Here is a 20,303-nt window from a genome sequence, read left to right as displayed (position 1 = left end):
GCGCGAGCAACCCCCCACCCAGCCGCGCGGCCGAGCGCTTTAGGTGAAGGGGCGGGGCCGGGGCCTCCTTGGCCCAGCGGGCCGGACCTGAACGTGCCTCGTGCCGGGAGGCGCCCCGAGGGCCCCGGGGCTGCGCGCACCCGGCGCCCAAGGTGCGGGTGGGAGCCGGAACCGGGGCGGGCCCGGATCGGGAGGGGCCGCCCCCTTGCCCGCCCGTCCCGCCCCCGGGGGGCGGCCCCGCCGCCCAAGGGGGCTCGGCGGAAGGACCCCGCCGCCCAAGGGGGCGAGGGAAAAGGGAGGGGCGGGGCGGTCCCGCCGCCCAAGGGGACGGGATTCCCGCTCAGGTCACTGCACGACCTGCCCGGGGAGACCGGCGACGTACGGACGCCACCGGCCCCCCGGACCGTCTCATGAGCCCGTCATGACCCCGTCGGGACCTCCGGGTCCAGCGAGTTCCCCGCCGGGATCCGCCCGCAGTCGGACGGCGCCTTCTTGCCCGCGAACCGGTCGTTCAGCCACCCCAGCGCGGTAGGCGCCCACGGCACCGCCGCCCCGACATGGCTCAGCAGCTCGAACTGCTGGTACTTCAAGGCCGTGTTGCCCTTGTCGCAGTACTGCCGCGCCAGCGCCCGTACGTCGCCGGAGACCATCACCCCGTCGCCCCGCCCGATGCCCGGGTGGTTGCTGAGGGTGCCCTCGAAGACGCCCCCGTTGCCCTGCGCGATGTAGCCGGGGATCTGCGGAGTGGCCGCCGAGCCGAGGTTGAGCTTGTTGACCGCCTCGACGAACGGGGCCACCGAGTTCGGGTCGGCGTACTGCGGCTTGACCATCTTCTTCCAGGTCAGGCCCGGGTACTGCCCCAGCGCATTCGCGATCGACGCCTTCTCCAGCTTCTTGAAGACCTTCACGCCGTAGTCGTTGAGGTAGGGCCTGAAGTCGATGTCGTACGCACGGGCCGCCCCGATGACGGCCATCGGCGCGACGCCCGCCCAGATCGTGCTGCCGCCGATGTACTTGAGGTTGTGGGAGGGGTTCACCAGCAGCCCGCCCTCCGCGTACCCGACCAGTCTCTTGTTGACGTCCGGCGCGTAGCTCGGCGCGAGGACGGCCGCCCAGTGGGTGGCGATGGCCCCGCCGGAGTACCCGGCGAGCCCGAAGCGGGTGGCGGAGTTCAGCCCGGTCTCCGGGGCCTTGCTCGCGGCCCGGATCGAGTCGAGGGTGTTCGTCCCGTACTCGGGCCCGGCCGCGAAGTTGGCGGTCTGGCCCTCGGTGTCGGGGATGACGACGTTGTAGCCCGCGAGCAGCAGCGGGGCCATCAACAGGGACTCGCCGTTGGCGATGGCGCCGCCGAGCGAGACGTCACCGGCGATCGCGCGGGAGGGCCCGTGCTCGGGGTCGAGGGAGTCGTAGAAGGACTGGTACGAGACGGCCTTGCTGCTGTCGCCGTTCGGGCTGCGGACGACCGAGGTCACCCCGGCGGACGGCCGCCCCTGGGCGTCGACCGTACGGAAGAGGAGCTGCGTCGCCTTCACCGGCGTCGGGATGCCGAGGACGTGGTACTTCAGCGTGCGCGTCTTCAGGACGTCGCCGGGCGCGTACTCGGAGAGCGGCTTCTCGCCGTCGTACGCGTAGAAGGAGTCCTCGGCGGAGGCGGAGGCGGACGAGGAGGCGGGGGCGGCGGACGCGGTGGCGGCCAGGGGGAGGGTGGTCACGGCCAGGACGGTGACGACGGCGGCGGCCAGACGGCCGGTGCGGCCCGGCCTGCCCGGCTTGCCCGGTGCGATGCGGTGCATGGGTTCCCTCGGATTCGTCTCATGGAACACGGGGATGGCGTGGGGGAGTCATCGGTGTTACCTAGCGGTAACAGCGCCGAAAGTTACCAAGGGGTACGCCTGTTGACCAGAGTTCTCACAAGGCCGGGTGTGTCCGGGCATGCGAAAGGGGCGCCCGGACCGAAGTCCGAACGCCCCTTCCTGTGCCGCCGAGAGCTCCTAGATGAAGGAGTTGATCTCGATCGTCTCGGTGCGGCCGGGGCCGACACCGATCGCGGAGATCGGTGCGCCCGACATCTCCTCCAGGGCCTTCACGTACGCCTGCGCGTTCTTCGGCAGGTCGGAGAAGGTCTTGGCCTTGGTGATGTCCTCGGACCAGCCGGGCAGCTTCTCGTAGATCGGCTTCGCGTGGTGGAAGTCGGTCTGCGAGTAGGGCAGCTCCTCGACGCGCTTGCCGTCGATCTCGTACGCGACGCAGACGGGAATCTCTTCCCAGCCGGTCAGCACGTCGAGCTTGGTGAGGAAGAAGTCCGTCAGGCCGTTCACGCGGGTGGCGTAACGGGCGATCGGGGCGTCGAACCAGCCGCAGCGACGGTCACGGCCGGTGGTGACACCGCGCTCGCCGCCGATGCGGCGCAGCGCCTCGCCGTCCTCGTCGAACAGCTCCGTCGGGAACGGACCGGCGCCGACACGGGTCGTGTACGCCTTCAGGATGCCGATGACGCGGCTGATCTTCGTCGGGCCCACGCCCGCACCCGTGCAGGCGCCGCCCGCGGTCGGGTTCGAGGAGGTGACGAAGGGGTACGTGCCGTGGTCGACGTCGAGCAGGGTGCCCTGGCCGCCCTCGAAGAGGACCACCTTGTCGTCGTCCAGCGCCTTGTTCAGGATGAGCGTCGTGTCGGCCACGAAGGGCTTGATCTGCTCCGCGTACTGGAGCATCTCCTCCACGATCCGCTCGGCCTCGATGGCGCGACGGTTGTAGAGCTTGGTCAGCAGCTGGTTCTTGGTCTCCAGCGCCGCTTCGACCTTCTGGGTGAGGATCGACTCGTCGTAGAGGTCCTGGACGCGGATGCCGACGCGGTTGATCTTGTCGGCGTAGGTCGGGCCGATGCCGCGACCCGTCGTACCGATCTTCCGCTTCCCGAGGAACCGTTCCGTCACCTTGTCGACGGTGACGTTGTACGGCGTGATCAGGTGGGCGTTGCCGCTGATCAGAAGCTTGGACGTGTCGACACCGCGGTCATTCAGCCCACTCAGCTCGGAGAGCAGGACGGCGGGATCGACGACGACACCGTTTCCGATGACCGGCGTGCACTCAGGCGAGAGGATTCCGGAAGGGAGAAGATGCAGCGCGTACTTCTGGTCGCCGACGACAACCGTGTGGCCGGCGTTGTTGCCGCCCTGGTAGCGCACTACATAGTCAACGGATCCACCGAGCAGGTCGGTGGCCTTTCCCTTGCCTTCGTCACCCCACTGAGCACCGAGCAGCACAAGTGCGGGCACAGGCGTACACCCCTTCCGGGCGGGGCATGTCCAAGGTCAAGGGGCGTACGCGATGGCGTGCGCCGACGACTGTGTCGGCGTACGGAAACGTCTCCTGACGTCCGTCGCGTGCCTTGACCGCTGAACGAGCTGCCCCGGAATAGACGAAGCCCCTGGCGCAATAGCGCAAGGGGCTCTTGCACAAAGATGCTACCCGAGGAAGGACCGAGGTGTCGGCTCCCGACCAGCTCATGGTGGTCATCGACCCGGTCGCCCGGCGTATGGACGGCGAGTCCGTACGCATCGCGAAAGACGTGCTGTGCGCCGGGGCACGCACGAAAATCTCTCTTCCGGAGAGTGCCGAGGAGTTCGCGCGGGCCCTTGCCCGCCGGGGCCGAAAACGGCTGGTCGTCATCGGCGACGACCGCGCGCTGCTCCGTACGGTGGGTCTCCTGCACCGAGAGCGGGACCTGGCGGAGGGCGATCCCCTGGGCCTGGTCCCGGTCGGCGAACGGGTGGTCCTCGCCCGCTCCCTCGGCGTGCCGTCGGGCACGGTCGCGGCGGCCCGCGCGGTCCTGGAGGGCGCCTCCCGGCGGCTCGACCTCCTGGTCGACGACAGCGACGGGGTGGTCCTGGGCGTCCTGCGCGTCCCGGCCCTCTCCCCGGCCGGGCCGGGCGCGGCCTCCGGCGGCCCGCCCTCCGTCTGGACGGCCTGCCGCTCCCTGGTCCGCACCTTGGTCCGCCCGACCCCGCCGGAACGGCTGCTGACGCACCGGCTGCGGGTGGAGGCGGACGGGGTGCTGCTGAGCGACCTGGACGAGGCGGTGGAAGGAGTTTCCGTACGTTCCCGGGGAGGCGGCACGGTCGAGGTAGAGGTCGCGGGCACCTCGGGCGCCTCGGCGAGCGCCCGTACGGTCACGGTCTCGGGCCCGGACTTCCGCTACCGGGCGGACGGTGCGGTGGGCGGCCCGGTCCGGACCCGGACGTGGACGGTGCGGGAGGGGGCGTGGGGGTTGGTGGTGCCGGGGGGCGGGTGAGGGGTACGGGGTGGGGCGGGCCCGCTCGGGCCCGCCCCACCCCGTACCGAAAGCCGTGACCCCTACCCCACGTCCCTCCGCCGCAGCCCCGCCAGCCCCGCGCCCACCAGTGCCGCCGCGACCGCCGTCAGCGCCAGCACCGGCGTCCACGCCATCTCCGCCCCCGGCACCTTCGGCAGGTGCCCGAACGGGGAGATCCGCAGCAGCGCGTCCGGTGCGCCGATCACCGGACCGATCCAGCCGACCGCCAGGCACAGCCCGGTCAGGCCCCACGCCGCCTGCGTGAGGGAGGGCACCACCCCGTGCAGGAGGACGGCGAGACCGGCCAGGGTCCACACCGCCGGGACCTGGACCAGGCAGGCGCCCAGCACCGGGCCGAAGGACTTGCCGTACCCGAGGGCAAGGCCCAGCCCGCCGCAGAGCAGGACGAGGACGGAGCCGCCGAATGCGATGACGAGGTGGCCCGCCGCCCAGCGGAGCCGGCCGACCGCGCCCGCGAGGACCGGTTCGGCCCGGCCTGAGGTCTCCTCGGCGTGCAGCCGGAGCACGGACCCGACCGCGTACAGCGCGGCGACCATGCCCAGCATGCCGACCATCGCGGCGAGGAAGGCCTCGTCCAGGGCCTTGTTGCCGCCCATCCGCTGGAAGATCTCGGCGGTCTTGGCGTTGCCGCCGACCAGGTCGGTGACGCCGCCCGTCATGCCGCCGAAGAGCAGCCCGCAGGCCAGGAAGCCCGCCGCCCACGCGGCGACGGTGCCGCGCTGGAGCCGCAGGGCCAGGGCGTACGCCGAGGTCAGGCGGCCGGTGGCGGGGCCGGGCCGGGCGGGCAGGAAGCTCATGCCCACGTCGCGGCGGGCGGCCAGGATCTGTGCCGCCCAGGCGAGCAGGGCGGCGCCCGCGAGCAGCAGGATCAGCGGGAGGGCGCGCTCGTCGGCGTACGGACGGATGTTGGCGGTCCACCCCAGCGGCGAGAGCCAGTTCAGGACCGAGGAGGAGTCGGTCGTCGCGGCGTCACCGGCGGCGCGCAGGACGAAGGAGGTCCCCAGGACGGCGACCGCGAGGCCCTTCGCCAGGCGGGCGCTCTCGCTGAGCTGGGCGGTGACGGCCGCGACCCCGGCGAAGAACATGCCGGTCGCGCCGATCCCGAGCCCGAGGGCCAGCGAGCCGGTCGCGTCCTGTGTGGAGGAGGCGAGGCCCGCGAAGGTGACGAGGGCGAGGGCGGTGTTGGCGATCAGGGCGGTGAGCAGGGCGGCGGCGAGCGGGGCCCGGCGCCCGAGCGTCCCGGCGGAGAGCATCTCCTGCCGCCCGGTCTCCTCTTCCTCCCTGGTGTGCCGTACGACGATGATCAGGCTCATCGCACCCGCCATCAGGGCGACGAAGCCGCCCAGCCGCCAGGCGACGAGGCCGCCGACGGAGGTGTCGAAGACCGAGCCGTAGAGCGCGCGGAGCGAGCCGCTGCCGGTCATGGAGGCGGCGACCTTCGCGCGCTCGGCGGCCGTTCCGTACAGCTCGTCGACCGTTCCCGCGCCGCTGCTCATGGTGACGCCGAGGACCAGAACCCAGACCGGCAGCATGATCCGGTCGCGGCGCAGGGCGAGCTTCAACAGCGTTGCCAGACCGGCGAGTTGGCGCTTGCCCGCTGCTGGGGCTGCGACGGCACTCATCGTACGAGCGCCTCCTCACCGGTCTCGTCGCTGTAGTGGCGCAGGAACAGCTCCTCCAGCGTGGGCGGCGTGCTGGTCAGCGAGCGGACGCCGGAGGAGGTGAGGGCGGACAGGACCGCGTCGAGCTTGTCGGTGTCGACCTGGAGGCGGACCCGGTTGCCCTGGACGTCGACGTCGTGGACGCCGGGGAGGGTGGCGACGCCGTTGGGGGCGGAGGCCAGTTCGGCGGAGATGGACGTACGGGTGAGGTGGCGCAGGTCGGCGAGCGAGCCCGTCTCGACGGTCCGTCCCTGCCGGATGATGCTGACCCGGTCGCAGAGGGTCTCGACCTCGCTGAGGATGTGCGAGGACAGCAGCACGGTCCGCCCCGCGTCCCGGGCCTCCTCCACGCACCGCTGGAAGACGGACTCCATCAACGGGTCGAGCCCGCTGGTGGGTTCGTCGAGGATGAGCAGGTCCACGTCGCGGGCGGCGAAGGCGGCGACGAGGGCGACCTTCTGCCGGTTGCCCTTGGAGTACGTACGGCCCTTCTTGGTCGGGTCCAGCTCGAAGCGCTCGATCAGCTCGGCGCGCCGGGCGGGGTCGAGGCCGCCCCTCAACTTGCCGTACAGGTCGATGACTTCACCCCCGGAGAGGTTCCGCCACAGGGTGACGTCGCCGGGGACGTACGCGATCCGCCGGTGCAGGGCGACCGCGTCCCGCCACGGGTCCCCGCCGAGCAGTTGCACCGCGCCGGAGTCGGCCCGCAGGAGGCCGAGGAGGACGCGGATGGTGGTGGACTTGCCCGAGCCGTTGGGGCCGAGGAAGCCGTGAACCTCGCCGGAGCGGACGTCGAGGTCCAGTCCGTCCAATGCGTGCGTGCGGCCGAAGGACTTGTGGAGTCCGGCCACGCTGAGTGCGTTGGTCATGTTTTTGAACGTACGCTCACTTCACAAATTTGTGAAGTTAAGGAAACGTATAAAGTCGAGGAGGCTGTGGAGGGATCTCGAACAGGGGAGAAGATGAGCCGATGACCAGTACGAACGGTGCCCCGCCGGGCGGCGGCGAACGAGAGGCCGGCCGGGACCCGGAGGCCGTGTCCCGCTTCGTCGAGCGCTTCGCGGGCGAGATGACGGACGCGGGCATGCAGCGGATGGCCTCCCGCGTCTTCGCCGCCCTCCTCGCCTCCGAGGACGGCTCCCTGACCTCCACCGAACTCTCCGAACAGCTACAGATCAGCCCGGCAGCGGTCTCCGGCGCGATCCGCTACCTCACCCACGTGAGCATGGTCCGCCGCGAACGCGAACCGGGCACCCGCCGCGACCGCTACCTCCTGCACGACCAGCTCTGGTACGAGGCCTTCGGCCGCCGCGACCAGATCATGGTGCGCTGGGAGGCGGTCCTCCTGGAGGGCGCGGAACTCCTGGGCCCGGACACGGCGGCGGGCCGCCGCGTCGCCGAGTCCGCGGACTTCTTCGCGTTCGTACAGAAGGAGATCCCGCTGATGATGGAGCGGTGGAGGGCGCAGCGGACGGCCACCGCCACCGGCGAGCAGGGCTGAACCGGAGACTCCCCGGGGAGGGGCGGCTACGGGGTTGGTCCCCGGGCGCCACCTCCCCGTAACCCGGGATTCAGACACCCTTGCGACCCTCGCTCAATGCGACCCCCCGTGCCCACCCCTCCCGCCGCCCTCTATTTCGGCGCGCCCGCCGAGGGCCCCGCACGGAAGAATGGGGCCATGAGCCAGCAGCCCAGCACCGGCGCCAGCAAGAGCAGCGGCACGAGCAGCCGTACGAGCAGCAGCAGCAACGCGAGCGCCGACGTTCCCGTCCAGCACTCGCAGCCCTCCGTGGGGGCCATAGCCGCGCACCGGCCGCACACCCTGGCCGCCGCGTCCGGTTCCGGGCTCGATCCGGACCTGGACTCGGACCTCGACATGTACGAGGAGGGGGAGGAGGAGCGGGACGGGACCCCGCTGCCGCAGGGGCGCTTCCTGGACCGGGAGCGCAGCTGGCTCGCGTTCAACGAGCGGGTGCTCGAACTGGCCGAGGACCCCACCACTCCCCTCCTCGAACGGGCTAATTTCCTGGCCATCTTCGCCAGCAACCTGGACGAGTTCTTCATGGTCCGGGTGGCGGGGCTCAAGCGGCGCATCGCGACGGGGGTGGCGACGCGGTCCGCGTCCGGGCTCCAGCCGCGCGAGGTGCTGGACCTGATCTGGACCCGCTCGCGCGAGCTCATGGCCCGGCACGCCGCCTGCTACCAGCAGGACATCGCGCCCGCGCTGGCCGACGAGGGCATCCATCTGATCCGCTGGCCGGACCTGACGGAGAAGGAGCAGGCCCGGCTCTTCACCCTGTTCCGGCAGCAGATCTTCCCGGTGCTCACCCCGCTGGCCGTGGACCCCGCGCACCCCTTCCCGTACATCTCGGGGCTCTCGCTCAACCTCGCCGTCGTCGTACGCAACCCGGTCAGCGGGCACCGGCACTTCGCCCGGGTCAAGGTTCCGCCGCTGCTGTCCCGCTTCCTGGAGGCGTCCCCCGAGCGGTACGTGCCCCTCGAAGACGTCATCGCGGCGCATCTGGAGGAGCTGTTCCCGGGGATGGAGGTGCTCGCGCACCACATGTTCCGGGTGACCCGCAACGAGGACCTCGAAGTCGAGGAGGACGACGCCGAGAACCTGCTCAAGGCCCTGGAGAAGGAGCTGATGCGGCGCCGCTTCGGGCCGCCGGTGCGCCTTGAGGTCGAGGAGTCCATCGATCCGTACGTACTGGACCTGCTCGTGCGGGAGTTGAAGGTCAGCGACGCCGAGGTGTACCCCCTCCCCGGTCCTCTCGACCTCACCGGGCTGTTCGGCATCGCCGGACTCGACCGGCCCGAGCTGAAGTACCCGCGCTTCATCGCGGGCACCCACCGCGACCTCGCCGAGGTCGAGTCGGCGTCGGCGCCGGACATCTTCGCCGCCCTGCGCGAGCGGGACGTCCTGCTCCATCACCCGTACGACTCCTTCTCGACCTCCGTCCAGCTCTTCCTGGAGCAGGCCGCCGCCGACCCCGACGTCCTGGCCATCAAGCAGACCCTGTACCGGACTTCGGGCGACTCGCCGATAGTGGACGCGCTGATCGACGCCGCCGAGTCCGGCAAGCAGGTCCTCGTACTCGTGGAGATCAAGGCCCGCTTCGACGAACAGGCCAACATCAAGTGGGCGCGGAAGCTGGAGGAGGCGGGCTGTCATGTCGTGTACGGGCTCGTCGGGCTGAAGACGCACTGCAAGCTGTCGCTCGTCGTCCGGCAGGAGGGCGACACGCTGCGGCGTTACAGCCACGTCGGGACGGGGAACTACCACCCCAAGACGGCCCGTTTGTATGAGGACTTGGGGCTGTTGACGACCGATCCTCAGGTCGGGGCGGATCTCTCGGACCTCTTCAACCGGCTGTCGGGGTACTCGCGGCGCGAGACGTATCGTCGTCTGCTGGTCGCACCCAAGTCCCTGCGCGACGGGCTGGTTTCGCGGATCAACCAGGAGGTCGTGCACCACCGGGCGGGCCGTCCCGCGTACGTCCGGATCAAGGTCAACTCGATGGTCGACGAGGCCGTCATCGACGCCCTCTACCGGGCCTCCCAGGCGGGCGTCCCGGTGGACGTGTGGGTGCGCGGGATCTGCGCGGTCCGGCCGGGAGTGACGGGTCTGTCCGAGAACATCCGGGTACGTTCCGTGCTCGGCCGGTTCCTGGAGCACTCCCGCGTCTTCGCCTTCGGCAACGGCGGCGAGCCCGAAGTCTGGTTCGGCAGCGCCGACATGATGCACCGCAACCTCGACCGCCGCATAGAGGCCCTCGTCCGGGTCACCGACCCGGCCCACCGGGCCGCCCTGTCCCGCCTGCTGGAGACCGGCATGTCGGACACCACCTCGTCCTGGCACCTGGGCCCGGACGGCAACTGGACGCGTCACTCCACCGACGCGGACGGGCACCCCCTTCGTCACGTACAGGAAATGCTGATCGACGCCCGGAGGCGCCGACGTGCCACGCCATGAACCATCACTTATTACGTCAACTGCCGCCGCCGACAAGGGTGGTGAGGTGATGCTCGCCGAGCACCTGCACGCCCAGGCCGCCGAGTTCCTGCGGGCGCTGCGGCGGCACCGGGAGGGCTCGGACGCCACCGACCCGGTGCAGTCCGCGCGCTCCGCCCTCGACATGCGGCGCGCGGCCCGCCGGATCGGGGGCGCGCTGCACACCTTCCGGCCGATGACCGACACCGCCTGGGCGGACCCACTGCGGGCCGAACTCGCCTGGCTGAGCGGGACGTTGGCCCGCGAGCACGCGTGCGCGGCACGGCTGGGGAGGCTGCTGGAGGGGATGGAGCGGCTGGGGGCGGCTCCGGCTGCTGTGCCGGGGCAGCGGGAGGATCCGTCCGGTCCTTCCGTACGGGAGAACGCGCTCGGCATCGCCCGCGCCGGGGCCCTCCTGGAGCGGCAGCTCACGCTCGCCCGCACCCGGGCCCACTCCGCCGCCCTCCAGGCCCTCGGCTCCTCCCGCTTCCACGCACTCGCCGACGCGGTCGCGCTGCTGGCCTCGGACGCGCCGGTGGTGCCGGGCAACCCGTACGAGCACGCGTCACGGGCCGCGCGGCGGCTCACCGAGGCGGTGGACGCGCTGCCGCTGGGCCGGGCGGCCCGGCCGTACAACGCGGAGGCCGTCCACGACGGGCAGGACTCGCCCTGGCACCACGTACGCCTCCTCCTCCGCCTGCACCGTTACGCGGCCGAGGTCACCGGCGGCGACACCAGTGCCCTCGCGGAGGCGGGGCGGGCGCTGGACCGGCACCGGGACGCGGCCGAGGCAGCCGCGGCGGCTGCGGCCGCGGCCCGTACCGCCCGGATCGCGCCCGCTACGGCGTACGCGCTCGGGGTACTCCATTCCTCGCAGCGCCACGAGGTCGAAGCGGCCCGCTTCGGCTTCCAGCGGGCGTGGCGGCAGGCGGTGGTGGCGGGATGAGCACGAGGGTGATTCTGGCGGCGGGGTGCGTGCTGTGGCGGCGGGGGCCGTACGACGGGGAGGTCGAGGTGTGCCTCGTGCACCGGCCGCGGTACGGGGACTGGTCCTTCCCCAAGGGGAAGCTGAAGCGGGGTGAGGATGCGCTCGCCGGGGCGCTGCGGGAGGTCCTGGAGGAGACGGGCTTCCACTGCCGGCCCGGGGACCGGCTGCCCACCATGCGCTACCTGGTCGGGGGCCGCCCGAAGGAGGTCTCCTACTGGGCGGCGGAGGCAACCTCCGGCTCCTTCACCCCCAACTCCGAGGTCGACCGCATCCTCTGGCTCTCGCCGGGCGCGGCCTCCACCCGCCTCACCCAACGCCGCGACCGCCCCCTCCTCCACGCCCTGACCTCCTCACTTCGGGGCTGAGGGGGCCCTCTCCCCCTCGGGCGAGGGGCCGCCCCCCTTTCCGCCGCCGTCCCCTTGGGCGGCGGGGCCGCCCTCCCTCCTCCTCCCTCGCCCCCTTGGGCGGCGGGGCCGTCACCCCCTCCCCTCTTCCCCAGCCCCCTTGGGCGGCGGGGCCGCCCCCCGGGGGCGGAACGGGCGGGCAAGGGAGCGGCCCCTCCCGCTCCCGGCCCACCCGGGTACCGCCCCTGCCCGCACCCTCCGTGCCGGGCACGCGCAGCCCCGGGGCCCTCGGGGCGCCTCCCGGCACCGGGCACGTGAAGCCCCGGCCCGCTGGGCCATGGGGTCCCCAGCCCCACCCCTTCACCTAAACCCGCGGGGCAATTGCACGGTTCCGTGCAGGCGCGTCGTGGCTGAGCGCGCAGTTCCCCGCGCCCCTCAAGGGGCACGAACAAGCGGCCCGCACAGGCAAGCACGCCCACCCCCACCCCGCCCCGCAGGGACCCGGCACGTGCCCGCCCGCCACGGTTCACCCCCCGTTCACTCTCCCCCGCAGCCCGCTTCACCTGATCTGCCTAATTTCGTACAGGCAACGCAAGGGACCGGCCACCCGGCCGAGAAACCCCTGCCCCACCTCGCACGCCGCCCGCCACAGGGCCCGGCGGCACCCGGAAGGAACCCAGAGAGTGATGAAGCTCCCGCGCAAGAACCGGCTCCGCGCCTCCGCACTCGGCGCCCTCGCCGTCTCCGGCGCCCTGCTCCTCACGGCGTGCGGCTCGGACAACAACACCGGCACCACGGGCGGCGGTGGCGGCAACAACACCTCCGCCAAGAACGTCAAGTGCGACGGCGCCAAGGGCAAGCTCCTCGCCGCCGGCTCCTCCGCGCAGAAGAACGCCATGGACCTCTGGGTCAAGAACTACATGGCCGCCTGCGGTGGCGTGGAGATCAACTACAAGTCCTCCTCCTCCGGCGAGGGCATCACCAGCTTCACCCAGGGCGTCGTCGGCTTCGCCGGCTCCGACTCCGCGCTGAAGCCGGAAGAGGTCGCCGACTCCAAGAAGGTCTGCACCTCCGGCCAGGGCGTCAACCTGCCGATGGTCGGCGGCCCGATCGCCATCGGCTACAACCTCCCCGAGGTCAAGGACCTCGTCGTCGACGCCCCGACCCTCGCCAAGATCTTCGACGACAAGATCAAGAAGTGGAACGACCCGGCCCTCAAGAAGCTGAACCCGAGCGCCGCCCTGCCCGACAAGGCGATCCAGACGGTCCACCGCTCCGGTGACTCCGGCACCACCCAGAACCTCGGCAAGTACCTGGGCAAGGCCGCCCCGAACGACTGGAAGTACGAGGCCGAGAAGGCGTGGCCCGCCAAGGGCGGCCAGGGTGCGAACGGCTCCGCCGGTGTCGCCGCCCAGGTCAAGCAGGTCGAGGGTTCGATCGGCTACTTCGAGCTGAGCTACGCCACCTCGCAGTCCATCCCGACCGCGAAGCTGAACACGGGCGCCGCGGCCCCGGTCGCCGCCAACTCCGAGAACGCCTCCAAGGCCATCGCCGCCGCCAAGATCAAGGGCACCGGCAAGGACCTGGCGCTCGGCCTCGACTACGCGACCAAGGCCGAGGGTGCGTACCCGATCGTCCTGGTCACCTACGAGATCGTCTGCGACGCCGGCAACAAGCCGGAGACCCTCGGCAACGTGAAGTCCTTCCTGGGCTACACCGCCTCCGACGAGGGCCAGAAGATCCTCTCCGAGAACGGCTACGCGCCGATCCCGGCCGAGATCAACACCAAGGTCCGCGAGGTCATCGCCGGCCTGAAGTAGCACGGCCGGGGCCAGGGGCGGCCCGCCTGTATCCGGGCCGCCCCCGCCCCCGTACGACATCCCGATCCACCCGCTCCACCCGCTCCACCCGCTCCATCCGGTGCACCGCCGCCCGGGAGAGCCCCCGGGCCCTCCCTCCCAGACCGGAAAGATCCATCATGACCACGACCGTCATACCCCCCGACTCACCACCCTCGCCCCCACCGCCGCCCGCCACCGAGGCGAAGAGCGCGACCCGGCCGGGTGACAAGATCTTCCGCGGGCTCTCCCGCGGCTCCGGCATCCTGCTGCTGGTCGTCATGGCGTCCATCGCCGCCTTCCTGACCTTCCGCGCAGTGATCGCCATCTCCGGCAACGAGGGCAACTTCCTCACCACCTTCGAGTGGAACCCCGCCGGGAAACCGCCGGTCTTCGGCATCGCCGTACTCCTCTACGGCACCGTGATCAGCTCGATCATCGCCATGGTGATCGCGGTCCCGATCGCCGTCGGCATCGCGCTGTTCATCTCGCACTACGCGCCGCGCAAGCTGGCCGCACCGCTGGCCTACGTGGTCGACCTGCTGGCCGCCGTGCCGTCGATCATCTACGGCATCTGGGGCGCCCTCTTCCTCGTCCCGTACCTCGACGGACTGAACTCCTGGCTGGACACCTACTTCGGCTGGACGGTCATCTTCGCGAAGACCGAGATCGGCGCCGCCAGGAACCTCTTCACCGTCGGCATCCTGCTCGCGATCATGATCCTGCCGATCATCACCAGCGTCAGCCGCGAGGTCTTCCTCCAGGTCCCGAAGATGAACGAGGAGGCCGCCCTCGCACTGGGCGCCACCCGCTGGGAAGTCATCCGGATGTCGGTGCTCCCCTTCGGCCGCTCGGGCGTCATCAGCGCCTCGATGCTGGGCCTGGGCCGCGCACTCGGCGAGACGATGGCCGTCGCCACCGTCCTGTCCCCCAGCTTCCTGCTCTCCGGCCACCTGCTGGACGCGGGCGGCGGCACCTTCGCGCAGAACATCGCCGCGAAGTTCGACGAGGCCAACGAGTACGGGCGCGACGCGCTCATCGCCTCCGGTCTCGTCCTCTTCATCCTCACCCTCCTCGTCAACGGCGCGGCGCGCCTGATCATCGCCCGCCGCAAGGAGTACTCGGGGGCCAACGCATGAGCCAGGCAACGATGACCCAGGACACCACCCCGGCCCCCGCCCCCCGCACGAACACCCTGGCGGGCAAGAGCCTGCCGCGCTGGTCCCCGATCGGCTTCGCCGCCGTCTCGATCGCCCTGGCCGTCGGCCTCGGCACGGTCGCCGGCTGGCAGAGCAAGATGCAGTGGGGCCTGCTGGCCGCCCTCTTCTTCGTGGTGCTGACCTACACGGCCGCCTCCGCCGTGGAGGGCAAGCGCCAGGCCAAGGACCGCGTCGCCACCAGCGTCATGTGGGTCTGCTTCATCCTCGCGGTCGTCCCGCTGGCCTCCCTCCTCTGGACGACGGTCGGCCGCGGCATCAAGGTCCTCGACGGCTACTTCCTCACCCACTCGATGGCGGGCGTGCCCGGCTTCGAGGCGGGCGGCGGCGTCTACCACGCACTGATCGGCACCGTCGAGCAGGTCGGCCTGGCCACCCTGTTCGCCGCCCCGATCGGCCTGCTGACCGCCGTCTACCTGGTCGAGTACGGCCGGGGCACGCTCGCCAAGGCCGTCACCTTCTTCGTCGACGTGATGACCGGCATCCCCTCGATCGTCGCGGGCCTCTTCCTGCTCTCGATCATGCTGATGTTCAAGCTCCAGCCCTCCGGCTTCATGGGCGCACTCGCCCTGGCGATCCTGATGGTCCCGGTGGTCGTCCGCTCCACCGAGGAGATGCTGAAGCTGGTACCGAACGAGCTGCGCGAGGCCTCCCTCGCCCTCGGCGTACCGAAGTGGCGCACGATCCTGAAGGTGGTCCTCCCGACCGCCATCGGCGGCATCACCACCGGCGTCATGCTGGCCATCGCCCGCATCGCCGGTGAGACCGCCCCGATCATGCTGCTGGTCTTCGGCACCCAGCTGATCAACTCCAACCCCTTCGACGGCGCCCAGTCCTCGCTCCCCTTCTACATCTGGGAGCAGTACCGCGTGGGCAGCGATGCGTCGTACGACCGCGCCTGGGCAGCGGCGCTCGTCCTCATCGCCTTCGTCATGATCCTCAACCTGGTGGCTCGCGGCATCGCCCGCTGGAAGGCCCCCAAGACCGGTCGCTGACGCGACACCCTGAAAGCGAAGTGACCAGACATCATGGCTAAGCGAATCGACGTCTCCGGCCTCTCGGCCTTCTACGGCACCCACAAGGCAATCGACGACATCTCGATGACCGTCGAGCCCCGCTCCGTCACGGCCTTCATCGGCCCCTCCGGCTGCGGAAAGTCGACCTTCCTGCGCACCCTCAACCGCATGCACGAGGTCACCCCCGGCGGCCGCGTCGAGGGCAAGGTCCTGCTCGACGACGAGAACCTGTACGCCTCCAACGTCGACCCCGTCTCGGTGCGCCGCACCGTCGGCATGGTCTTCCAGCGCCCCAACCCCTTCCCCACCATGTCGATCTTCGACAACGTGGCGGCGGGCCTGCGCCTGAACGGCTCCTACAAGAAGTCGGAACTCGCCGACATCGTCGAGAAGTCCCTGAAGGGCGCCAACCTCTGGAACGAGGTCAAGGACCGCCTCAACAAGCCGGGCTCCGGCCTCTCCGGCGGCCAGCAGCAGCGCCTGTGCATCGCCCGCGCCATCGCGGTCGAGCCGCAGGTCCTGCTCATGGACGAGCCGTGCTCCGCCCTCGACCCGATCTCCACCCTCGCCATCGAGGACCTGATCGGGGAGCTGAAGGAGCGCTTCACGATCGTCATCGTGACGCACAACATGCAGCAGGCCGCCCGCGTCTCCGACCGCACCGCCTTCTTCAACCTGGCGGCGGTCGGTCAGCCCGGCAAGCTCATCGAGATCGACGAGACGGAACGCATCTTCTCCAACCCCTCCGTCCAGGCCACCGAGGACTACATCTCCGGCCGCTTCGGCTAGGCCATTCCGGGCCCTGCCCCCCTGAACCTCGCGGTGCTGCATGGCGGTGCCACCGCGAGCCCCCTTCGCCCCGCCGGGACCTCGATCCCGGCGGGGCGAAGTACGTGCCCCTTCAGGGGCGCGGGGAACTGCGCAAAACGCCAGCCCCCCACCCAGCCGCGCGGCCGAGCGCTTTAGGTGAAGGGGCGGGACCGGGGCGAAAACGGGGGTCCGGGGGCAGCGCCCCCGGCAACCCCGACACCGGCTGCGGCCACACGAAAGGGCCCGCCCCCAGCACCAAGAGGATGCCGGGAGCGGGCCCAAAACCGCACAAAGAAGGCAAAAGCCCTCAGCCAAACACGAGCTGAACCGCCCAGAACCCGACCGCCGCCACAATCGCCGCCGCCGGCATCGTGATGAACCACCCCATGACGATGTTCTTCGCGACCCCCCACCGGACCGCCCGCGACCCCTTGGTCGACCCGACACCCATGATCGCCGAGGTGATCACGTGCGTCGTCGAGATCGGCGCGTGGAACATAAACGAGGCCGTGTACATCACAGAAGCCGCCGTGGTCTCCGCCGCGAACCCCTGCGGCGGGTCCAGCTCGATGATCCGCCGCCCCAGCGTCCGCATGATGCGCCAGCCGCCCGCGTACGTACCGAGCGACAGCGTCACCGCACACGCGATCTTGACCCAGATCGGAATGGCATCGTCCTGCCCCTCCACATCCGCGATCACCAGCGCCATGACCACAATGCCCATGGTCTTCTGCGCGTCCTGGAGGCCGTGGCCGAGCGCCATGCCCGCCGCCGAGACCGTCTGGGCGATGCGGAAGCCCCGCTTCGCCTTGTGCGGGTTGGCCTTACGGAACATCCACATGATCGCGACCATCACCAGGTAGCCGATCACGAGGCCGATCACCGGCGACAGGAACATCGGGATGACGACCTTGGACAGCACACCGCCCCAGATCACCTCCGTGCCCCCGGCCAGCGCGGCACCGACCATGCCGCCGAACAGTGCGTGCGACGAGGACGACGGCAGGCCGAAGTACCAGGTCACGAGGTTCCAGACGACCGCACCGAGCAGCGCGGCGAAGAGGATCGCCATGCCCTTCTGCCCGTGCGGGGTCTCGATGAGCCCCTCGCTGACCGTCTTGGCGACGCCCTGTCCGAGGAAGGCACCCGCGAGGTTCATGACCGCGGCCATGGCCAGCGCGGCCCTCGGCGTCAGCGCACGCGTCGAAACAGACGTCGCAATGGCGTTCGCCGAGTCGTGAAAGCCGTTCGTATACGTGAAACCGAGCGCGACTCCGATGGTCACGATCAGCGCAAAGGTGTCCACGAAGCTCAGGACTCCTTGACGGCGATGGTCTCCACCGTGTTCGCCACGTGCTCGAAGGCGTCGGCCGCCTCTTCCAGCACATCCACGATCTGCTTCAGCTTCAGCACCTCCATGGCGTCGTACTTGCCGTTGAAGAGGTGGGCGAGCAGCTTGCGGTGGATCTGGTCCGCCTGGTTCTCCAGCCGGTTGACCTCGATCCAGTACTCGGTGAGGTTGCTCATCGTACGGAGACCGGGCATCGCCTCGGCGGTCAGCTCGGCCGCGCGGGCCAGGACCTCGATCTGCTGCTCGACGCCCTTGGGCAGTTCCTCGACGTTGTAGAGGACCACCAGGTCGACGGCCTCCTCCATGAAGTCCATGATGTCGTCGAGCGACGACGCGAGGTTGTAGATGTCCTCGCGGTCGAACGGCGTGATGAAGGAGGAGTTGAGCTGGTGGAAGATCGCGTGAGTGGCGTCGTCGCCCGCGTGCTCCGCTGCCCGCATCCGCTCCGCGATCTCGGCCCGGGCGGAGGAGTCCGCTCCGAGCAGTTCCATGAGGAGCTTGGAGCCCGTGACGATGTTGTCCGCGGATGCGGAGAACATGTCGTAGAAGCTCGTCTCCCGGGGGGTCAGACGAAAGCGCACGTGGGGTCCTCGGGGTGCATTGGATTCGGTCAGGCTGATGCTAGGCGCATCATCCGGCCACGGCTAACCGGCGTTCCTCAGTGTCGCCCATCGGGCAGAGTGGCGGGCAGCGGCCCCCGAGCAGCGGGGTCGGGCCCCGTGCACACCCCGGCGGGACCCCGTGCGCGACGCCGCAGCACCCCCGCCGCACCCGGGCGAAATCCCGTAGAATATACCCACGAGGGGTATGCGATCCCGTATATGCCCCTCCTCCCTTGTCCCAGGAGGACGCGATGACGACCACCGAAGAGGCGGCCGGCGTGACCACGACGGACGCGCCCTCCACCGAGGCCTCCGAAGCCCCTGCCACGCACGGCTACCACAAGCAGAAGGACGAGCACCTCAAGCGCCTGCGCCGGATCGAGGGCCAGATCCGCGGGCTCCAGCGCCTGGTCGACGAGGACGTCTACTGCATCGACATACTCACCCAGGTCTCGGCCTCCACGAAGGCGCTCCAGTCCTTCGCCCTCCAGCTCCTGGAGGAGCACCTGCGGCACTGCGTCGCGGACGCGGCGGTCAAGGGCGGCGCGGAGATCGACGAGAAGGTCGAGGAGGCGACGAAGGCGATCGCCCGCATGCTGCGGACGTGATTGTTCTCGCCCGTACGACAGCGGACGGAGCGGTACGAAGAGCTCCTGACGCGTACGAGGAGGGGGAGGCGACCGGTGTCGCCTCCCCCTCCTTCCGTACCGGAACGCACGCACGCGTCCCGGCCTATTCGAACTCCTTCGCCGCGACCATCAGCACCTCGTCGATGCGGTCCGGACTGAGCCGGTCGCCGTCCACGGAGGACGCCGCGATCATCAACTCGCCGCACAGCTCGATCTCGGCGAGGGCGACGCGGTCCTGTACGGCCGCACCACGCATCGGAACCACTTGCATCACCTCTTCCCGACCTCGTTGTCGCCGCGGGCCGACTCCCTAGCGTAGGGAGGACGGCACTCACCGCGCATGGCACGGACGGGCCATTTCACCCCCACCCGCCCTCGCCATGCGCCGGGGCGCGCCGGGACCACGGGGGCGGCCCGCCGCTCACCACCGGCGCGCTACTGCCTGCGGATCTTCCCGGTGTAGATGTCACCGGCCGGCGGGGTGAGCACCCGCACCGGTCTGCCGTACCCGTCGAGCGTGACGGTGGAGGCCACCTCGACCGCCTTCCCGGCGTTCACGAAGCTGAACCGGTGGCGCACCTTGCGCACCCGCCCCACCTCGTCGAGGTACGCGTCGAACGGCACCCCCGTGCTGGAGAACCCTTTCGCCGCCGCCCCGAGCGGCCCCCTGACCTGCGGCGAGGCGACCTTCGACGCGACGGCGAGATCGGCCGTGCCCCGGTAGTGCCGCACCCCGCCCGGCTCTTCGCCCACGTACGTCACGTCCCGCGCCCCGCGCAGCAGTTCCACGGCGGCGAGCGGATCGGTCGCCCCACCGGTCACCAGGTTCCCGTCGGCGAGGCCGGCCGTGTCCACCCGCACCCACTTGTCGGCGGGCACTCCGGCGCCCCGGTTCTTCATGAACAGCGCCCCCGGAACGAACACCTCCACGATCGGCCGGTGTTCCTGCTTGCCCTCCGGACCGGTCGGCAGCAGCACCTTCAACTGCCCCCGGCTCCCCCGGAAGTCGTAGACGCCCTCGCCCCGGATCGTCACCCGCGTCCCCCCGGCGGCCATCTCCATCCCGGTCCGCACCGCCCCCGCGCTGCCCGCCCGCAGCACGACCTCCGCGGCCCCTCTGACCGCTCTCCCCGGGTCGGCGCCCTTCCGGTCCTCGGCGGCGGCCCCGCTCCCGCCGCACCCGGCGCAGGTCCCCACCAGCCCCACCACGACGGCCAGCGCAGCCGCGCCCCCGCTCACCCTGTCCATCCGTCTGCCTCCGGAGTACGAGCCTCCTGCTCGCCCCGCCTAACGAGTGCCGGGGGAACTTCGTCACGCCGTACCGTGGACCCGTGCCCGAGAACGAAGCCCCCCGGCCGGCCCCCACCACCCCCCACACCCCCACCACCACGGAACGCGGCTCCTTCACGTACGCCCACTGCCCCTGCGGCTGGCGCGGCCCGGCGCGGCGCAGCCGCGACAAGGCGAGGACCGACGCGGCGGAACACACGTCGGGGTCCTGAAGGCCGGGGCACGGGCGA

Annotated in this window: 19 protein-coding genes; 11 read left to right on the top strand and 8 right to left on the bottom strand. The window is 70.8% G+C overall.

Annotated features, from left to right (window positions below; translation table 11 throughout):
- Positions 1–419 precede the first annotated feature (419 nt).
- Together IE269_RS32460 and IE269_RS32455 are read right to left on the bottom strand one after the other, a co-directional pair.
- Positions 420–1,793, bottom strand: coding sequence for a lipase family protein (locus IE269_RS32460; protein ID WP_189826829.1), 1,374 nt, complete (start codon positions 1,791–1,793; stop codon positions 420–422).
- 198 nt (positions 1,794–1,991) lie between these two features.
- The gene (locus IE269_RS32455; RefSeq protein WP_189826828.1) at positions 1,992–3,275 is read right to left on the bottom strand and encodes an adenylosuccinate synthase; all 1,284 of its coding nucleotides are present in this window, start codon (positions 3,273–3,275) and stop codon (positions 1,992–1,994) included.
- 230 nt (positions 3,276–3,505) lie between these two features.
- Between IE269_RS32455 and IE269_RS32450 the strand changes: the two genes are divergently transcribed.
- Positions 3,506–4,291, top strand: coding sequence for a diacylglycerol kinase family protein (locus tag IE269_RS32450; protein WP_189826992.1), 786 nt, complete (start codon positions 3,506–3,508; stop codon positions 4,289–4,291).
- 62 nt (positions 4,292–4,353) lie between these two features.
- Here the strand turns inward: IE269_RS32450 and IE269_RS32445 are convergent, their stop codons facing one another.
- Both IE269_RS32445 and IE269_RS32440 read right to left on the bottom strand, forming a co-directional pair.
- On the bottom strand, positions 4,354–5,955 hold the full coding sequence (locus tag IE269_RS32445; protein WP_189826827.1) for an ABC transporter permease: 1,602 nt from the start codon (positions 5,953–5,955) through the stop codon (positions 4,354–4,356).
- Positions 5,952–6,863: an ABC transporter ATP-binding protein gene (locus IE269_RS32440; protein ID WP_189826826.1), complete on the bottom strand. Its 912-nt coding sequence runs from the start codon at positions 6,861–6,863 to the stop codon at positions 5,952–5,954. The genes IE269_RS32445 and IE269_RS32440 overlap by 4 nt, the downstream gene beginning before the upstream one ends.
- A gap of 101 nt (positions 6,864–6,964) precedes the next feature.
- On the opposite strand from IE269_RS32440, the gene IE269_RS32435 reads away from it, so the two are divergent.
- The 8 genes from IE269_RS32435 to pstB all read left to right on the top strand — a co-directional run bounded on the left by IE269_RS32435 (position 6,965) and on the right by pstB (position 16,180).
- Positions 6,965–7,495 carry a GbsR/MarR family transcriptional regulator gene (locus tag IE269_RS32435; RefSeq protein ID WP_189826825.1) on the top strand — a complete coding sequence of 177 codons (531 nt, stop codon included), beginning with the start codon at positions 6,965–6,967 and terminating at the stop codon, positions 7,493–7,495.
- Between the two features lie 96 nt (positions 7,496–7,591).
- Positions 7,592–9,970, top strand: coding sequence for an RNA degradosome polyphosphate kinase (locus IE269_RS32430; RefSeq protein WP_229898399.1), 2,379 nt, complete (start codon positions 7,592–7,594; stop codon positions 9,968–9,970).
- A 49-nt stretch (positions 9,971–10,019) separates the two neighbouring features.
- Complete coding sequence (locus IE269_RS32425) at positions 10,020–10,934, top strand: CHAD domain-containing protein (protein WP_189826990.1); 915 nt, start codon at positions 10,020–10,022, stop codon at positions 10,932–10,934.
- A complete protein-coding gene (locus tag IE269_RS32420; protein ID WP_189826824.1) occupies positions 10,931–11,341 on the top strand; it encodes an NUDIX hydrolase in 411 nt (136 codons plus the stop codon). Before IE269_RS32425 ends, IE269_RS32420 begins: the two co-directional genes overlap by 4 nt.
- 665 nt (positions 11,342–12,006) lie before the next feature.
- Positions 12,007–13,140 carry a phosphate ABC transporter substrate-binding protein PstS gene (gene pstS, locus IE269_RS32415; RefSeq protein ID WP_189826823.1) on the top strand — a complete coding sequence of 378 codons (1,134 nt, stop codon included), beginning with the start codon at positions 12,007–12,009 and terminating at the stop codon, positions 13,138–13,140.
- Positions 13,141–13,298: 158 nt separating this feature from the next.
- A complete protein-coding gene (pstC, locus tag IE269_RS32410; protein WP_189826822.1) occupies positions 13,299–14,297 on the top strand; it encodes a phosphate ABC transporter permease subunit PstC in 999 nt (332 codons plus the stop codon).
- Positions 14,294–15,370 carry a phosphate ABC transporter permease PstA gene (gene pstA / locus IE269_RS32405; protein WP_189826821.1) on the top strand — a complete coding sequence of 359 codons (1,077 nt, stop codon included), beginning with the start codon at positions 14,294–14,296 and terminating at the stop codon, positions 15,368–15,370. The genes pstC and pstA overlap by 4 nt, the downstream gene beginning before the upstream one ends.
- 33 nt (positions 15,371–15,403) lie before the next feature.
- A complete protein-coding gene (gene pstB, locus IE269_RS32400; RefSeq protein ID WP_189826820.1) occupies positions 15,404–16,180 on the top strand; it encodes a phosphate ABC transporter ATP-binding protein PstB in 777 nt (258 codons plus the stop codon).
- A gap of 328 nt (positions 16,181–16,508) precedes the next feature.
- Here the strand turns inward: pstB and IE269_RS32395 are convergent, their stop codons facing one another.
- Both IE269_RS32395 and IE269_RS32390 read right to left on the bottom strand, forming a co-directional pair.
- Positions 16,509–17,507, bottom strand: a complete 999-nt coding sequence (locus IE269_RS32395) for an inorganic phosphate transporter (protein WP_189826819.1) — start codon at positions 17,505–17,507, stop codon at positions 16,509–16,511.
- Positions 17,508–17,512: 5 nt separating this feature from the next.
- Positions 17,513–18,133, bottom strand: coding sequence for a DUF47 domain-containing protein (locus IE269_RS32390; protein WP_189826818.1), 621 nt, complete (start codon positions 18,131–18,133; stop codon positions 17,513–17,515).
- Between the two features lie 272 nt (positions 18,134–18,405).
- Between IE269_RS32390 and IE269_RS32385 the strand changes: the two genes are divergently transcribed.
- Positions 18,406–18,762 (top strand): metal-sensitive transcriptional regulator, encoded by a 357-nt coding sequence (locus IE269_RS32385; RefSeq protein ID WP_189826817.1) that lies wholly within the window; start codon positions 18,406–18,408, stop codon positions 18,760–18,762.
- A 124-nt stretch (positions 18,763–18,886) separates the two neighbouring features.
- On the opposite strand, the gene IE269_RS32380 is transcribed toward IE269_RS32385, so the two are convergent.
- Positions 18,887–19,048: a hypothetical protein gene (locus tag IE269_RS32380; protein WP_189827007.1), complete on the bottom strand. Its 162-nt coding sequence runs from the start codon at positions 19,046–19,048 to the stop codon at positions 18,887–18,889.
- A gap of 170 nt (positions 19,049–19,218) precedes the next feature.
- Positions 19,219–20,031 carry an SCO4651 family lipoprotein gene (locus IE269_RS32375; RefSeq protein ID WP_189826816.1) on the bottom strand — a complete coding sequence of 271 codons (813 nt, stop codon included), beginning with the start codon at positions 20,029–20,031 and terminating at the stop codon, positions 19,219–19,221.
- Positions 20,032–20,114: 83 nt separating this feature from the next.
- Here IE269_RS32375 and IE269_RS32370 point away from each other — a divergent pair, with 83 nt between their 5' ends.
- Positions 20,115–20,285, top strand: coding sequence for a hypothetical protein (locus tag IE269_RS32370; RefSeq protein WP_189826815.1), 171 nt, complete (start codon positions 20,115–20,117; stop codon positions 20,283–20,285).
- Positions 20,286–20,303 lie beyond the last annotated feature (18 nt).

The sequence above is a fragment of the Streptomyces spiroverticillatus genome, from assembly GCA_014650415.1.
Lineage (GTDB): Bacteria > Actinomycetota > Actinomycetes > Streptomycetales > Streptomycetaceae > Streptomyces > Streptomyces spiroverticillatus.
Note: the sequence above shows the minus strand (reverse complement) of the source record. Positions and strands in the feature narration are given on the sequence as shown.

Coding starts and splice junctions, on each gene's coding strand:
- pstB (WP_189826820.1), top strand. CDS start 15,404: ATGGCTAAGCGAATCGACGTCTCCGGCCTCTCGGCCTTCTACGGCACC.
- IE269_RS32385 (WP_189826817.1), top strand. CDS start 18,406: ATGACGACCACCGAAGAGGCGGCCGGCGTGACCACGACGGACGCGCCC.
- IE269_RS32435 (WP_189826825.1), top strand. CDS start 6,965: ATGACCAGTACGAACGGTGCCCCGCCGGGCGGCGGCGAACGAGAGGCC.
- IE269_RS32445 (WP_189826827.1), bottom strand. CDS start 5,955: ATGAGTGCCGTCGCAGCCCCAGCAGCGGGCAAGCGCCAACTCGCCGGT.
- IE269_RS32430 (WP_229898399.1), top strand. CDS start 7,592: ATGCGACCCCCCGTGCCCACCCCTCCCGCCGCCCTCTATTTCGGCGCG.
- IE269_RS32420 (WP_189826824.1), top strand. CDS start 10,931: ATGAGCACGAGGGTGATTCTGGCGGCGGGGTGCGTGCTGTGGCGGCGG.
- IE269_RS32440 (WP_189826826.1), bottom strand. CDS start 6,863: ATGACCAACGCACTCAGCGTGGCCGGACTCCACAAGTCCTTCGGCCGC.
- IE269_RS32425 (WP_189826990.1), top strand. CDS start 10,020: ATGCTCGCCGAGCACCTGCACGCCCAGGCCGCCGAGTTCCTGCGGGCG.
- IE269_RS32375 (WP_189826816.1), bottom strand. CDS start 20,031: ATGGACAGGGTGAGCGGGGGCGCGGCTGCGCTGGCCGTCGTGGTGGGG.
- pstS (WP_189826823.1), top strand. CDS start 12,007: ATGAAGCTCCCGCGCAAGAACCGGCTCCGCGCCTCCGCACTCGGCGCC.
- pstA (WP_189826821.1), top strand. CDS start 14,294: ATGAGCCAGGCAACGATGACCCAGGACACCACCCCGGCCCCCGCCCCC.
- IE269_RS32460 (WP_189826829.1), bottom strand. CDS start 1,793: ATGCACCGCATCGCACCGGGCAAGCCGGGCAGGCCGGGCCGCACCGGC.
- pstC (WP_189826822.1), top strand. CDS start 13,299: ATGACCACGACCGTCATACCCCCCGACTCACCACCCTCGCCCCCACCG.
- IE269_RS32450 (WP_189826992.1), top strand. CDS start 3,506: ATGGTGGTCATCGACCCGGTCGCCCGGCGTATGGACGGCGAGTCCGTA.